Genomic DNA, 14,000 nt, shown 5'->3' with positions numbered 1-14,000 from the left:
CCGTCGCTAGATTCATCCGTTCGTGTCGACAAGTCCCGACGATGCCCTCCCCCTCACGTCGCCGGTTCCTCGCCACCCTCGGTGCCGCGAGCGTCGCCCTCTCCGGCTGTCTCTCCGATGAGTCTCCGCCCTCCGGCGACCTCGGCAGCGTCGACGGCTCGTGGTCGATGGACGGCCGGGACGCCGGTCACACCCGCCGGGTCGACGATGGCCCGACGGACCCGGAGACGGTCTGGCTGACAGCGCTCGACGGTGCGCGGGCCACCGGGACGCCGGCCGTCGTCCGCGGCGACCTGTACGTTCCCGCCGATGCCGTCTCGGACCGGAGCCGCTACCGCCACCGGATCCACGCGCTCTCGACCGCGACCGGCGAGGAACGGTGGCAGGTCCCGCTCCGCTCGGCACCGAACGGCCCGCCTGCGGTGCGCGGCGACCACGTCGTGGTGACCGCACAGCGAGCGCCCGAACGCGGTCGTATCGTCTGCTTCCACGGCCGCTACGGCGACGAGGACTGGCTCCACGACGTCGATGCGAGGCTCACCGCCGCGCCGACCATCGACGGTGGCGTCGCCTACGTCCCGGACTGGGACGGACGGGTCCACGCCCTGTCGGTGTTCGACGGCTCCGTGCGGTGGTCGCGACGGATCGGCCCCGCCGACCACAGCCGGACGTTCGCGGAGCCGGTCGCCGTCCACGACGGGGTGCTCTACGTCGGGTCGCTGTCGGAGATGCCCGGTGTGGTCGCACTCGACGCCGACACCGGCGAGGAACTGTGGCACGAGCGAACCGCTCCCGTGACCGCCGGGCCGGTGGTCCACGACGGCCGCGTCGTCGTCCAGACCCGCGAGCTCGTGGTCGCGTTCGACCTCGACGGTACGCGACGCTGGTCGTTCAACCTCGTCGACCCCGGCGTCCGAACGATGGCGGTCGACGACCGGCACGTGTACGTCCCCGCTCGCTACCGGCTCCACGCGGTCGACCGACGTGGGGAGGCGGCCTGGACGTACGAGCCGTCCGACGAGCGGGCCGGGACGCCGACGGTCGTCGGCGACAGCGTCGTCGTCCGCGGTCGGGACTCGCTCGTCGGCCTCTCGCGGGACACCGGGGAGGAACGCTGGACGCGCTCCCTCGACGGGGTCGGTCGTGCGGTCGTCACGCCGACCGCGATGTTCGTCTCCGGCTACAGGGGACGGGTGCTCGGGCTCGGCGACTGAGCGGAACACAAGAGGTTTACCGGCCGGTTCGGGACTCGGAATCGATGCCCCGTTCCCGTCGCTCCCTCCTCCGTTCGGCCGGCGTCGTCGCCGGTCTCACCACGACCGTCGGCGCCGGCTGTCTGAGCCTCGGCGCCACCGGCGGCTACAGGCTGATCGTCCACGACGTCGCGGACCTCACCGACGAGTTCCTCCTCGCGCAGCCGATGGCGGTCCGCGCCGAGACGCGCATCGACTACGACACCGGGACGAAAGAGGACTGGCTCGCCGAGCTGTTCGAGACCGGGAGCGTCACCGCGGTCCAGTGGCCGCTGGTCCGTCCCGACGACTGGGGAACGGAGACGCGCCCACGACCGACGTTCCTGCGCCGGGACGGGAGCTACCACGAGGTGACGACGGAGACGACACGGCAGGTCGAGCGCGACCGCTGGCTGTTCGCGGTCCAGCGCACAGACGAGGAGCCACCGGACTCCGCGACCGTCGCGGGCGAGCCGTTCGGACTCGTGGGGAAGGACCTGGAGGTGCTGCAAGCGGCACTCGATGCCGTCTACGCCGGCAGCGACGGCTTCCTCGGCGAGCCCGATATCGACGGCCTCCACCCCGTCCAGTACCATCAGGACATGGACCCCGGGGAGAGCGACCTCGTCCCCGACCCACCGTTCGACTACGTCGACTACGCCGGCGACACCTACCGGGTCGTCGCCGAGGAGCGCACCGTGACGGTGCCAGAACGCACGTTCGCCGTCGAACAGGTCGCGTCGTCGCGGGAGGGGTTCGAAGCGTACGTTCACGACACCGTCCCCGATGCCCGGTTCGACCGCGACGCGCTCTCGGAGGCCACCCGCGACGTGCTCGACACCGCCGTCGACAGCGAGCCCGACGACCGATACCACGAGGAACCGCCGCTCTCGGACGGGCTCGAGACGGTCCTCGACGACCTCGGCATCGCCACCGATCTGAGACCGCACGACGGCTACGACGACCCTGCCGTCTTCCGAAACGCCGTCGCGTCCTACGAGGGTGACTGGTACACGTTCGAGCTGATCGTCGAGCCCTGAGCGGACCGACGCGCCCGCGGCCCGCTCGCCTCAAACCTCGACCGTCTCGTCCAGCCGCGGCGCTGCCGCGTCGAAGCCACCCGCGACGAGCTCGGCCGCGAAGTCCTCGCAGTCGTCGCCGTGGTTCACGAGGATCTGCGAATCGCGGTAGGACTGCAGGAACGACCAGAGCCCGTCGCTGTCGGCGTGGGCGGAGAAGTCGTGCTGCTCGGTCTGTGCCGCGACGGGGAGGATGCGCCCGTCGAAGTCGGCCCGGCCGCGTTCGAGCAGCTCGTGGCCGGGCGTGCCGGGCACCTGGAAGCCGGTGAACGCGACCTTGTTCGTCGGGCTCGACCGGATCTCGGGGACGTACGTCATCGCCGGGCCGCCGTGGAGCATCCCCGACGTGGTGACGATGACGGTGTTCTTCTGTGCGATGCGCTCGCGCTGGCCGGGTTTGCCGGTGACGAAGCGGGCGTTCGACGCGCCGCGCTGGAGGGTATCCGGGTCGCGCACGAAGCCGTCGTGGCGCTGGAACAGCCGCGTGACGTCCTTGCCCATGCCGTCGACGTAGCAGTCCACGTCGTGGGCGCCGAGGACACAGAGCACCTCCTGCGTGCGGCCGATGCCGAAGGCGGGGACGACGACGGTGCCGCCCTCCCAGACCGTCGACTTGACGCTCTCGACGAACCGGTGCTCGATGGCCGGGCGGGACTCGCGCTCGGTGTCCGCGTAGGTGGATTCGACGATGACCACGTCCGCGTCGGGCCGGGCGCGAGAGGCGGCGAGCAGCCGCTGGTCCGCCGTGTGGAAGTCCGCGGTGTACAGCAGTCTCGTCTCGCCGTCGTCCACCAGCACGTGCGCACTGCCGGGGATGTGCCCGGCCTCGAAGAACGTCACCTCGTAGCCCGCCGCCTCGAACGGCTGCTGGTAGCCGTGGGTCCGCGAGACCTCGGTCATGCGCTTCAGCTCCGCCTCGGTGAACGGGCAGTCGTAGCTCCCGCCGTGGAGCTTGAGGGTGTCCCGGCCGAGCACCCGCGCCAGCTCGGCGGTCGGCGGCGTCCAGTGGATGGGCGGGCGCTCGTCGCCCGAGAGCAGCGACGGCACCGCGCCGACGTGGTCGAGGTGGCCGTGCGAGACGACGACCGCGTCCGGGTCCGGGCGGTCGACCGGGTACTGCGGCGGGTTGCCCGACGCCATCCCGTAGTCCAGCAGCAGCGAGTCGTCGACGAGGATGGCGCTCCGCCCGATCTCGCGTGCCCCACCGAGGAACCGTATCTCCATTCGATTGCGCTCCCGTATGCGGGCGAGGGGTTTGGGTCCGTCGGCTTCGACCCGGATAACCAGGTTCAAAACAGGCTAATTCGGAATTGGCCGTTCTGAATCTGGCTATCTGTCTCCAACGTCCACGGAGAGACGAGCGGCGACGGCCGTCCGACACCGCTTCCCCCAACGCTCATCCGCGTCCCGAGCGACACTCAGACAACGACCGATGGCAGACACGCTCGTCCAGCTCGGCATCGTCGCCGCGACGGTAGTCGGACTCGGGCTCGGCGCACGACTGCTCGTCGACTCCGCAGTCAGGCTGGCGCGTGGCTTCGGCCTCTCGGAGCTCACCATCGGCCTGACCATCGTCGCGGCGGGCACGTCGATGCCCGAACTCGCGGTGACGGCCGACGCCGCGTACAGGGGCCTGGGCGACCTCGCCGTCGCGAACGTCTTCGGGTCGAACATCTACAACCTCGCGTTCGTCCTCGGCGTCGTCGGGCTGATCCGGGCGGTTCCCGTCGAAGGTGGCCTCGTCCACCGGGACGGCGTCGTGCTGCTCGCGAGTACGCTGCTGGGCGGTCTCGTGGTCGTCGATGGGGTCGTCACACGCATCGAGGGCGCGGTGCTCGTCGCCCTGTTCGTCGCCTACACCGGCTACCTGCTCCGGGGCCGGACCGAAGAGACGGACTCCGAGCCCGAGGCGGCCGTCGTCCGCGACATCACCGGTCGGTTTGATATCCCCGGCCGCGACCCACTCCTGCTCGCCGTCGGACTCGTCCTCGTCCTCGTGAGCGGCGACGCCCTCATCGGGGCGGCGTCGACGCTGGCGCGCGATGCGGGCGTCTCCGAGTGGGTCATCGGCGGGACCATCGTCGCGGCGGGCACGTCGACCCCCGAGTTCGCCGTCTCGCTCGTCGCCATCAGGCGCGGGAGCCTCGGCGTCTCCGTGGGGAACGTCGTCGGGAGCAACGTGTTCAACCTCGTCGTGGTCATGGGTATCGGCGCACTCGTGCGACCGCTCGCCGTCGGGTCGGCCGCGCTGGAGACGTTCGGCTGGCTGCTCGTCGTCTCGGCGGTCATGGTCGCCGCGCTGTGGACCGGCCGCGTGCTCTCCCGGCTGGAGGGTGCGCTGTTCGCGGCGTCCGAACTCGTCAGGTGGGCGCTTGGCCTGCTCGGCTAGAACGTGCCGTTCTCCCGGTCCCGCGGGCTCCGTCGCACCGTGAACTGGCCGTACTCGGGGCCGTAGGCGAGCGCGAGCGACCCGAGCCACCAGTTCCAGCGGTCGACAACGTCCCCTCGTGGTGCGTCGCGCAGGTTGTCCACGATGACGTCGGCGCTGAGGTCGTGCCCCGCGTCGTCGTGGTACCGACCGGAGTCGCGCAGGTCCAGCGCCTCTCGGACGACGACGTGGCCCTCGCCGCCGAACTCCCGCTCGAGCCTGAGCTCCAGCCGACCGGGTTCCATGCAGGGGCGTTCGCGCCCGGATGCTTTCGGTCTTCGGGTGGGACGGACGCCAGCCGTCAGCCGGGCGTCGGACCCGGGTGGTTTCAAAACGTGAAACAGCTGTCACTACCCTATGTACCCGGAGGGCGTAGTGATGGGTACATGACGGACACCAGCGAACGTGACCGCATCACCTCCACGACCGACGACGGACCGAGCGAGACCGTCGACGGCGCGATCGGCTCCCGCATCGGGGTCGCCACCGACCCCGCCGCCGGGACAGTCACGTTCATGGCCCGCGGGGACGACGGCCGACCCGCCGCGACCGAGTGGATACTGGTCGACGAGTCGCTCGTCGTCGACGTCGCCCGGATGGGATAACGCCCGGCGGCCCAGCGGGTTTGGCCCCGTTTCGACGGAGTTTTGAACGCCCACCGACGATTCCAACCTACTATGGCGAGTTTCAACGTCGTCGTTGCGGACCCGGACTCGGGCGCATCGTACCAGCTCGAGGCAGAGGAACAGGACGCGAACCGATTCATGGGCAAGGAGCTCGGCGAGGAGGTCGACGGTGACGCCGTCGGCCTCGACGGGTACACGCTCCTGCTGACCGGCGGCTCGGACGAGGCCGGGCGGCCGATGCGGGAGGACATCGAGGGGCCGAACGTCGAGGAGGTCCTGATGCGCGAGCAGGGCGTCGGCTACAACCCGTCGCGTCCGGGCGAGCGGAAGCGGCTGACCATCCGTGGTCGCCGGGTCTCCGACGAGACCAGCCAGATCAACGCGAAGATCGTCGGTCGCGGTGACGAGTCCGTCGAGTCCCTCCTCGGCCTGGTCGAGGAGGAGGACGAAGACAGCGAAGAGTAAGCCGGACGGGTCCCGTCACGGCCGCGTCGTAGGTCTCCTGAGGGGCACACCCTCGGCGCGCGGCGGTGACAGCGACACATTCTTGCGCCCATCACGCCGCGAGCGACAGGTACATCCGGCGGGGTGAACGAGTACCGCACATGGCAGATCGGGTTTCTTCCGACGCAGTGCCCACGGTACGGGCGACGCTCGCGAAACACGGTGCGACGGGACGACTGAAGCTCGAGCTTCCGGCCGACGAGGCGGAGCGGTTCCCGCTCGACGAGGTCGTCCGGGTGGTGCTCGACGGCGAGCAGTACTTCGCGCGGGTGGAGCGACCGTTGACGGGCGACGAGCTGCTCATCTCGGGCGTGTTCGAGACGCCGTCGGCGGCGCGGAATCCGGGCGAGGGCGAGAACCACCTCACGAGCTGGTGCGAGGACAACGGCCGCAGCGCTGGTGGGTCGGTGCTGGTGGACGTCATCGAAGACGGGTTCCAGTACGGGTTGCGGGCCCCGGGAGGCCGTACAGTGTACGACGCACTGGAGCAACCCGACGGGAGTCTCGCGTCTATCGCCTCGGATCTCGAGGATTAGAGTCGGGGGAGGAAGGAGTAGAGCAGGTAGCCGAACGCGAGGTGCTGCAGCATCGTCCGCTCGACGCTCATGCGGACCTCGCGCTCGTCGTTGATGGAGTACTCCTTCGTGCGGACCTTCTTGTGCATGTGGAGCACGTCCTCCTCCTCGAGGCTGTGCAGGCCGGGGTAGACGGTGCCCGGGCTGAGCTGTGCGTCGAAGAGGCGGGTGAGGTCGGAGATGAGCTCCTTGCCGTGGGTCTCGCCGCGCAGCGAGATGAGCATGAGGAGCACCTCGTCGAGGTTCTCCTTGATGATCTGCTCGTCGAACTCCGCCTCGTCCGTCGGGAGTGCGTCCTCGACGGATTCGAGCATCTCGTCGAGCTCGCGCTCGACGGACTTGTCGTCCACCTTCTCTGCCGACCCGATGGTCAGCTCGTACTGCTCGGTGCCACTATCGTCGTCGGTGGCAGCGGCCGTGAGGTCGCTGAACACCGTGTTTTGTTCCTTGTTGTTTCGCATCGGTCAGTCGTCACCTTCTGGCTTTCTCCGAGTCGACCCACCACACCGACCGCCACCAACGGTCGTCGGGTCCGTTCGGGTACTACTGCGTTCGATGGATGCATCACTAATAAGTCAAACGGCCAACCCGTGTTTTATGACAAAATATTAGGCCGGTGGGGCGCGATGTTTTCGACGATGAAGAAATGGCCGGAAAACGTTTTACGTAGGCGTCTTCAGCGAGAATCCTCGATGGCCGGCTGGCCGGAACACTGATGTCTCTCGCGGGTTCCTATCAGAATACCCGCATACCCTCAGTCGTCGCCGATCGCCTCGACGACCTCGTCCCGGACCGAGTGGTCACCGATCTGCTTCTCGACGCGACGCTCGGCGAGCCGGGCGAGCATCAGGTGCTCCTCTAAGTCGTCGCCCGCGATGGACGCGATGTACTTCAGCGACCGTGCGTGGGTGCCGAAGGGTGTCCCCGAGAGCGTCTCCAGGGGGTACTCCAGCGTCGCCGGCTCGTCGTACTTCTTGTTGTGGATCTCCTGGAGCGAGAGCCCCCGGATGTACGTCGTCATCGACCGACAGACGTCCTCGGAGATCCAGCCGAGGCGCTCGTAGTAGCGCAGACAGTTCAGCGCGCCGCTGGTGCCGAACGTCTCGCCGAGGTAGCGAGCCCACTCCATGGTGGCCTCCATGCCCTCGGTGCCCTGCGAGAGCGAGCGCAGGTACGGTTTCTCGGCGTGCAGTGACATCCGCTTGTCCATAGCGACGGACGGTATCCGTATAAAGGTGCTCGCCGTTTCGAGCCGTGAGTCGGGGACCGAGGTCGGCTCCGTCGGGGAGTGCGAGGGGCGACGGTCACCGCTGATCGGTCGGGCTTCGACCGACCAGCGAGGCGAGCCACTTGCCGACGAGCCCGCCGACCAGACCGGCTACGGTCCCGAGGGTGAGGACGAGACCGGCGAACACGAACAGCAGGACGGCTTCGGCGATGCCGAACCACCACGCGCCGCCGGTTTCGAGCGCGAGTTCGACCGGATAGGCGAGGCTCCAGACCAGCGCCGGGATGCTGCCGAGTACGCCGGCCCCGGCGGCGGCGCGGTCGGCGTCGGCCGACGCGCGTCTGGCGAGGAAGCCGGCGACGAGGCCGCCGACGAACACCGCGTTCAACGAGAGCCCGGTTCCGAGGCCGTCCATCACCGAGAGCTCGCCGCCGAGCCCGACGTACAGGTTGTGGGCGACGACGAGTGGTGCGGCGACGAGGCCACCGACGAGCGCGTACGTCCAGGCGTCCTGTCGGCGGCGGTGGAGGGACTGTGTCACGGACGGAGGAAGGAATCCCGTCGAGGTATAAGATGTGGGGCAGTTTCGGCGTCTGAAACCGTGGTCGGCGGTGACCACGACGGTCAGCCGTGGGTGGCCGTCCGGCGGTCGACGAACGAGGCGAGCCACTTGCCGACCAGCCCGCCGAGCAGTCCGGTGACCACGAATATCGTGAGAACGACCAGCCCGAAGACGGCGACGAGGAGGGGGCCGGCGGGCGGGAACGACCACGCGGTGGCGAAGCTGGACGCGGAGGCGAGCATCGCGGGGAGAAACCAGGCGAGTGCGGGCAGGCCACCGAGCACGCCGGCACCGGCGGCGGCGCGGTCGGCGTCGGCGGAGGCGCGTCGCGCGAGGAAGCCGGCGACGAGGCCGCCGACGAGCAGCGCGTTCAGCGAGAACTCGGTTCCGAGCCCGGTGTACAGGTTGTGGGCGACGACGAGCGGGGCGGCGGCGAGGCCGCCGACGAGCGCGTACGTCCAGGCGTCCTGTCGGCGGCGGTGGAGGGGCTGGCTCATGGACGGGCGGTTGTTCCGCGGAGACGTATAAGGGAGGGGAGAGTTTCCGAGCCGGAAACCGCGATTGGCCGATTACCGCCGCCCGGGGGGTCGTCGACCCGTTCCAGATGGCGACGAGCGCGTCGACCACGACCCCGGTTCTCTCCCTGGACCCGCCGTCTGACGGTCAGCCGTGGGTCGCACCGATCAGCGACTGGTGCTCGAACACCCAGCGACCCACCACACCACCGAGCAGTCCGATGAGGGCCGTGAAGACGAGGTGTATACCGACGAACAGCAGCACGAAGACGGCCTCGAGGAGGGAGTACGACCACGTCCCGTCGCCCGAGACCACGAAGTCGACGAGTGGCGGGAGGAACCAGGCGAGTGCCGGGGAGCCACCGAGCAGGCCCGCACCAATGGCGGCACGGCCGACGTCGGTGCCGGCCGACGCCCGTGCGATCAGGAAGCCGGTGACGAAGCCACCGACCAGGACGCCGTTCAGCGAGAACTCGGCTTCGAGCCCGGTGTACAGGTTGTTGGCGATGACGAGCGCTGCGGCGACGAGGCCACCGACGAGGGCGTAGGTCCAGGTGTCCTGTCGGTGGCGGTGGAGGGATTCGTCCATGGATGGATCGAGGGGCTACGCCGACGTATAAGACGACGGAGAGTTTCCGAGTCGGAAACTGTGTCGGGGGCACGCCGGGGGCGGTTTCCCCGTCTCACACCGAGATGAGCGCGTCGACAGCGATCTTCGTGATGACGGCGGTGAGCGAGCCGGTCCACGTCAGCATGACGAAGTGGACGTAGCCCGAGAGGATGTGGCCGCGGTCGGCGACGCGGACCATGATCGAGGAGAGCATCGCGTTGAAGACGATGGTGAGGATGAGCAGGTACTCGATGGTCTGGACGTCGTACTGCTCGGTGGACAGCAGGAAGCTCATCTGGCTCGCCTGCAGGTCCATGTCGCTGACGATGGTCATCAGCATCTCGACGACCTCCAGCCCGACGAAGAAGGAGAACACCGACGCGGCGGTGAGCCCGTACAGCACGCCGATGAGCGTCGTCGTCGCCTGCTGGCGCTGCTCGCGCAGCTTGAGGACCTCGCTCTGGTTGCGTGAGATGACCTGGCCCAGCATCTTCGGGTCGCCACCCATCCGACGGCCCTCGACGTACATGTCGCCGAACTTCTGGATGAGGTAGGAGCCGGTCTCGGCCGCGAAGAGCGACCACGAGCGCGAGGAGTCGACCCGCATGGCGAGGCGCTTGTACAGGTTGTCGATGTTGTGGGTGAGCGCGCCGAAGTCCTTGCGCCGGAGCGACTCCAGCACGTTCCCCGTCGAGGTCTGTTTGACGGACTCGACGGCACCCAGTGCGCGGATGAAGCTGGGGAACTCGCTGTCGCGCTCTTTGACCTTCTTCTCCTCGTGGCGCACGAGCCAGCCGGGGATGAGCAGCGGCGTCACCGGGATGGCCGCCATGATCGGCAGCGGCAGCACGTCGCTCTTCACGGGCAGGTAGCCCAGCAGGATACCGCCGACGACGACGAACGCGACGAGCGAGAGCACGCCACCTGCGACGAGCGCCGGCTGGGCACGCTGGAGCGGGTAGTCTCCGGCCGTCTCCTGGATGTACCAGACCGGGTCGTACGGCGAGACGGCGTGGATGGCGTAGACGAACCCGGCCTGCACGACGACGAACATGAAGATGACGCCGCCGACCGCCAGCGTCGGATTGATGCCGACGAGCACGGGCAGGACGATGGCGAACACGAGCACGAACGCCGTCGAGAGCATCATCGACAGGTAGAGCTCCTTCATCACGTCGAGCTTGTTCAGGTCCGCCTCGTACCGGATGACGTACTGCTGGATGATGGAGTCCTGCTCGTCGATGAGGAACTCGCTGATCTGCTGGCCGCCGCCGACGGTGTAGGCGAGCCGCTCGAGGAAGTCCGACAGCAGCGGCGAGTTCACCTGCCGCGCCCGCATCCGGGCGGAGTCGTCGAGGCTCTGGTTCCATGTGTCCACGAGCGCGACGAGGAAGCCCATCTCCTCGGCGAGCGCCTGGTACTCGTCCTCCTCGGCGAGGGTGCGGAAGATCTCGATGCGGTTGATGTTCGTCATCGAGAGGACGGTGATGTGGGTCAGGAACAGGTGGAAGCGCTGGCGGATCTGCTTGCGCTGTCTGTCCTGGACCGCCTTCGGGTAGACCAGCGCGGCGAACACCGCGAACACCCCGAGCAGCACGACCGGCCCGCCGATGGTCAGCGGGAGGCCGATAACGAAGACGACGGCGACGCTCCCGACCATGAACAGGATCGAGGGCAGCACGATGAGCAGCACGTACCGTCGCGCCGACATCTCCATGCGGCGGTACGCCTCTCGCACCGAGGAGAGCATCGTGCGGGCGTTGATGTCGCCCGAGGGGTTGGCGGTGGACATCTCAGATGGTCTGGCCGAGGCCCCCGGTGTCGATGGGGATACCCTCCATGCCGTCGCGCTGGTAGTCGGCGATGAAGTCGTTGACCTCGTGGTAGCCGAGGATGTCGGCGTCGATGGCCCGGCGGATGAGCTCGGCGCGCTTGTCCAGCTCGTCGTAGATGAGCCGGGTGTCGGTGTAGCCGAGCAGCGTCGCGATCTGCTCCTCCAGCACGTAGGAGTTGTTCCGCCCGGTGAACTCGACCTCGTCCTCGCGGGGGTCCCAGTTGAACGCCTGCCGCGTGATGACGCCGTCCTCGTAGTCGGAGTAGCCTTCGATCTCCTGGACCGAGGTCACCCGACGCAGGACCTTGTCGCCCTGCTTGACGCGGTTCTGGAACAGCGCCACGTCGCAGTTGTCCATGAACGTCTCGGGGACGTTGATGGGCGCGCCGGTGAACCGCTGGATCATCGAGACGATGTCGCTCGCGTGGAAGGTGAGCATCACAGGGTGGCCGGTCTGTGCGGCCTGGAACGCCATCTGGCCCTCCGCGCCACGCACCTCACCGACGATGATGTAGTCGGGACGCGAACGCAGCGCGGCCGCGACGAGGTCGAACATGTCGACGTCGGAGTCGCCGTCGCCCGAGCCCTCCCTCGTGAGGAGCTGCTGCCACGTCTCCTGTGGCGGCTTCACCTCGGCGGTGTCCTCGGCGGTGTATATCTTCGAGTCGTTCGGGATGAACGACAGGGAGGCGTTGAGCGTCGTCGTCTTCCCGGACGCCGTCTCGCCGACGACGAACACCGTCTGCTCGTTCTCCAGGCAGAGCCAGAGGTACGCGCCCAGTTCGGGCGACAGCGTCCCCCACTTCGTGATCTGGAAGATGGAGAGGGGGATCTCCTCGCCCTGACGGATGGTGAGCGACGGCCCCTGCACGGAGACGTCGTCGGAGTAGATGATGTTGATACGCGACCCGTCGGGCAGCGTCGAGTCGATGATGGGGTGGGAGTCGGACACCGGCGTGTCCATCCGCTCGCCCATGTTCCGGATCCAGTTCTGGAACGACCCGAGCGTGCCGAAGTCGACGTTCGTCTCGACCATCCCGTACGTGCCGTGGTCCGTGTAGCACTGGTGCGGGCCGATGACGTGGATGTCCTCGTTCTCCGGGTCCTGCATCACCGGGTCGAGCGGGCCGAGCCCGACGATGTCGCGCTGGAGGTGGTAGCGCAGCGACTCGTAGGTGCCGGAGTCGACGGTTATGGAGCCGCCGAACAGGCCGCCGACGGAGGAGCTGATGGCCCCGCCGACGCTGACGACCTCGCCCAGCAGCGTGTCGATGTGCTCCTCGAACTCGTCGTCGTCCGAGGGTGCGGGCCGGGTGACCGACCGGTCGAGGATGCGCTGGCGGACCTGCGCGTACACCTCGCTCTGCTGCTCGTCGAGCTGTGGCTCGATGCAGTAGTACGTCGTGTCGATGCCGAGGTCGCCGAACACGTGGACGAAGACCTCCTCTGACACCTGGTAGCAGACGTTCGGTCGGTCCGACTCGTAGTCGCCCGGGTCGGGCACCAGCGTCGGGTACTCGCTGAACTCCGCGCTGAACTCGGCGAGGTGGTCCGCCAGGTGGCCGTGTTCCTCGCTCGCCTCCCGGAGCTCCGTCGTCATCCGCGAGGTGCCGTACTCCGCCATCTCAGGCCACCGTCCGGTTCACGATGGTGATGCCACGACCCTGCTGGACGTTGAAGCCGATGCTGTCGTCGACGGGCCGTTGCATGTTCGTGAACCGACGCACGCGGGCCGTCCGTCGGATGTCCTGCCCGACGGTCTCCGTCTGGATCTGGAGGAACACGTCGGCGACGCTCCGGATGGGCATCAGTCCGCGCTCGGTGACCGCGTCGGGGTCGACGGTCAGGATGACCGACTTGCCCTTCCTCGTCATCCCCTCGAGGAACGTCAGCACGGACTCCATGGCGTGGTCCTCGTCGCCGACGCCGGTGATGGCGTCGTACCGCGGGTCGTTCCGGAGGAACGCGCTGAACGCGTCGACGACGACGACGTCGCCCTGCCAGAGCAAGCTCGGCTCGGTGAGCCGCGCGAGCAGCTCGCGCTGGCTGCCGTTCCGGTGCGTGTCGACGTCCGCGCTGAGGAACAGCAGCTGCCCCCCCAGCAGGTGGTCGACCACGTCGTACGACAGCGAGTGCATCTGCGTGATGAACTCGCCGGCGTTCAGCTCGGTCGAGATGTACGAGACGTAGGCGTCCTCGCTGGCGATACCGTAGGCCATGCGCTGGCTCATGACCGACTTGCCCGCGCCGTCGACGCCCTCGACGAGCACGACGCTCCCCTCCGGGAGGCCGCCCCCGAAGGCGTGGTTGACGCGGTCAGAGTCGGTCAGGCCGAGCGAGTAGTAGTCGTTCATACGTAGAACTCGAACACCTCCCGGTCGCCGTTGATGATGACGACGATGCGGTGCTCGCCGGGGTCCAGGTCGACGTTCAGCTCGAGGCGGACCACGTCACCGGACAGCCACTCCGAGCCGCCGCCGAGGACCGTCAGCGTCCGGTCGCTCGCGCCGACGTACTGCCCGTCGACCAGTACGTCTGGCTTCGCGGCGTCCGTGGGGAGCCGCCCGTTGCCGGTGTTCTTGACGAGCAGCGTCACCGTGGTCGAACTCTCGTCGTACACCGCGTCGCTCCCGGGATCGGAGATGACGTCGACCTCCGTGTCGATCGTCTCCGCGGCGTCCGCACTCCTGGCGTCGATGGAGCCGCTCACGTCGCCGACGCTCGTGACGAGGGTCCCGGCGACGCTCGCCGCGACGAGCATCGCGGCGATGAACAGTATCATGCTCGAGACGGAGCTGCTCGCCATC

17 protein-coding genes are annotated in these 14,000 nt (G+C 68.2%); 6 read left to right on the top strand and 11 right to left on the bottom strand.

Annotation, left to right across the window (positions count from 1 at the left end; genetic code table 11):
* Positions 1 to 41 precede the first annotated feature (41 nt).
* Together ACSG06_RS21030 and ACSG06_RS21025 are read left to right on the top strand one after the other, a co-directional pair.
* Positions 42 to 1,214 (top strand): outer membrane protein assembly factor BamB family protein, encoded by a 1,173-nt coding sequence (locus tag ACSG06_RS21030; protein ID WP_440992251.1) that lies wholly within the window; start codon positions 42 to 44, stop codon positions 1,212 to 1,214.
* A gap of 44 nt (positions 1,215 to 1,258) precedes the next feature.
* Positions 1,259 to 2,272: a hypothetical protein gene (locus ACSG06_RS21025; protein ID WP_440992250.1), complete on the top strand. Its 1,014-nt coding sequence runs from the start codon at positions 1,259 to 1,261 to the stop codon at positions 2,270 to 2,272.
* Between the two features lie 30 nt (positions 2,273 to 2,302).
* Here ACSG06_RS21025 and ACSG06_RS21020 read toward each other — a convergent pair whose 3' ends face one another.
* Positions 2,303 to 3,535: an MBL fold metallo-hydrolase gene (locus tag ACSG06_RS21020; RefSeq protein ID WP_440992249.1), complete on the bottom strand. Its 1,233-nt coding sequence runs from the start codon at positions 3,533 to 3,535 to the stop codon at positions 2,303 to 2,305.
* A gap of 208 nt (positions 3,536 to 3,743) precedes the next feature.
* Between ACSG06_RS21020 and ACSG06_RS21015 the strand changes: the two genes are divergently transcribed.
* Entirely contained in the window at positions 3,744 to 4,700 is a 957-nt protein-coding gene (locus ACSG06_RS21015; RefSeq protein WP_440992248.1) for a sodium:calcium antiporter, read from the top strand.
* Here the strand turns inward: ACSG06_RS21015 and ACSG06_RS21010 are convergent.
* The gene (locus ACSG06_RS21010) at positions 4,697 to 5,071 is read right to left on the bottom strand and encodes a WNWW family protein (RefSeq protein WP_502306431.1); all 375 of its coding nucleotides are present in this window, start codon (positions 5,069 to 5,071) and stop codon (positions 4,697 to 4,699) included. The two genes, ACSG06_RS21015 and ACSG06_RS21010, sit on opposite strands and share 4 nt — an antisense overlap.
* Before the next feature lie 54 nt (positions 5,072 to 5,125).
* Here ACSG06_RS21010 and ACSG06_RS21005 point away from each other — a divergent pair, with 54 nt between their 5' ends.
* The 3 genes from ACSG06_RS21005 to ACSG06_RS20995 all read left to right on the top strand — a co-directional run bounded on the left by ACSG06_RS21005 (position 5,126) and on the right by ACSG06_RS20995 (position 6,405).
* A complete protein-coding gene (locus ACSG06_RS21005) occupies positions 5,126 to 5,344 on the top strand; it encodes a hypothetical protein (protein ID WP_440992246.1) in 219 nt (72 codons plus the stop codon).
* A 72-nt stretch (positions 5,345 to 5,416) separates the two neighbouring features.
* The gene (locus ACSG06_RS21000; protein WP_440992245.1) at positions 5,417 to 5,830 is read left to right on the top strand and encodes a 30S ribosomal protein S6e; all 414 of its coding nucleotides are present in this window, start codon (positions 5,417 to 5,419) and stop codon (positions 5,828 to 5,830) included.
* Between the two features lie 140 nt (positions 5,831 to 5,970).
* Positions 5,971 to 6,405, top strand: coding sequence for a DUF7112 family protein (locus ACSG06_RS20995; protein ID WP_440992244.1), 435 nt, complete (start codon positions 5,971 to 5,973; stop codon positions 6,403 to 6,405).
* Here ACSG06_RS20995 and ACSG06_RS20990 read toward each other — a convergent pair.
* The 9 genes from ACSG06_RS20990 to arlG form a co-directional block, all read right to left on the bottom strand.
* On the bottom strand, positions 6,402 to 6,905 hold the full coding sequence (locus ACSG06_RS20990) for a PadR family transcriptional regulator (protein WP_440992243.1): 504 nt from the start codon (positions 6,903 to 6,905) through the stop codon (positions 6,402 to 6,404). The two genes, ACSG06_RS20995 and ACSG06_RS20990, sit on opposite strands and share 4 nt — an antisense overlap.
* 293 nt (positions 6,906 to 7,198) lie before the next feature.
* Complete coding sequence (locus tag ACSG06_RS20985; protein ID WP_440992242.1) at positions 7,199 to 7,642, bottom strand: FlaD/FlaE family flagellar protein; 444 nt, start codon at positions 7,640 to 7,642, stop codon at positions 7,199 to 7,201.
* 106 nt (positions 7,643 to 7,748) lie between these two features.
* Positions 7,749 to 8,213, bottom strand: a complete 465-nt coding sequence (locus ACSG06_RS20980; RefSeq protein ID WP_440992241.1) for a DUF5518 domain-containing protein — start codon at positions 8,211 to 8,213, stop codon at positions 7,749 to 7,751.
* A gap of 83 nt (positions 8,214 to 8,296) precedes the next feature.
* A complete protein-coding gene (locus ACSG06_RS20975; protein WP_440992240.1) occupies positions 8,297 to 8,731 on the bottom strand; it encodes a DUF5518 domain-containing protein in 435 nt (144 codons plus the stop codon).
* 166 nt (positions 8,732 to 8,897) lie between these two features.
* Positions 8,898 to 9,338: a DUF5518 domain-containing protein gene (locus ACSG06_RS20970; protein ID WP_440992239.1), complete on the bottom strand. Its 441-nt coding sequence runs from the start codon at positions 9,336 to 9,338 to the stop codon at positions 8,898 to 8,900.
* A 94-nt stretch (positions 9,339 to 9,432) separates the two neighbouring features.
* Positions 9,433 to 11,151 (bottom strand): archaellar assembly protein ArlJ/FlaJ, encoded by a 1,719-nt coding sequence (gene arlJ / locus ACSG06_RS20965; protein WP_440992238.1) that lies wholly within the window; start codon positions 11,149 to 11,151, stop codon positions 9,433 to 9,435.
* Position 11,152: 1 nt separating this feature from the next.
* Complete coding sequence (gene flaI, locus ACSG06_RS20960; protein WP_440992237.1) at positions 11,153 to 12,817, bottom strand: archaellum flagellar ATPase motor FlaI; 1,665 nt, start codon at positions 12,815 to 12,817, stop codon at positions 11,153 to 11,155.
* 1 nt (position 12,818) lies between these two features.
* Positions 12,819 to 13,547, bottom strand: coding sequence for an archaellum protein ArlH (gene arlH, locus ACSG06_RS20955; protein ID WP_440992236.1), 729 nt, complete (start codon positions 13,545 to 13,547; stop codon positions 12,819 to 12,821).
* Complete coding sequence (arlG, locus tag ACSG06_RS20950; protein WP_440992235.1) at positions 13,544 to 13,999, bottom strand: archaellum stator protein ArlG; 456 nt, start codon at positions 13,997 to 13,999, stop codon at positions 13,544 to 13,546. Before arlG ends, arlH begins: the two co-directional genes overlap by 4 nt.
* Between the last annotated feature and the right edge of the window lies 1 nt (position 14,000).

The organism is Haloarchaeobius baliensis (assembly GCF_052060055.1).
GTDB classification, from domain to species: domain Archaea; phylum Halobacteriota; class Halobacteria; order Halobacteriales; family Natrialbaceae; genus Haloarchaeobius; species Haloarchaeobius baliensis.
The sequence above is the reverse complement of the archived record's forward strand: the minus strand, read 5'-3'. Positions and strand labels throughout refer to the sequence as shown.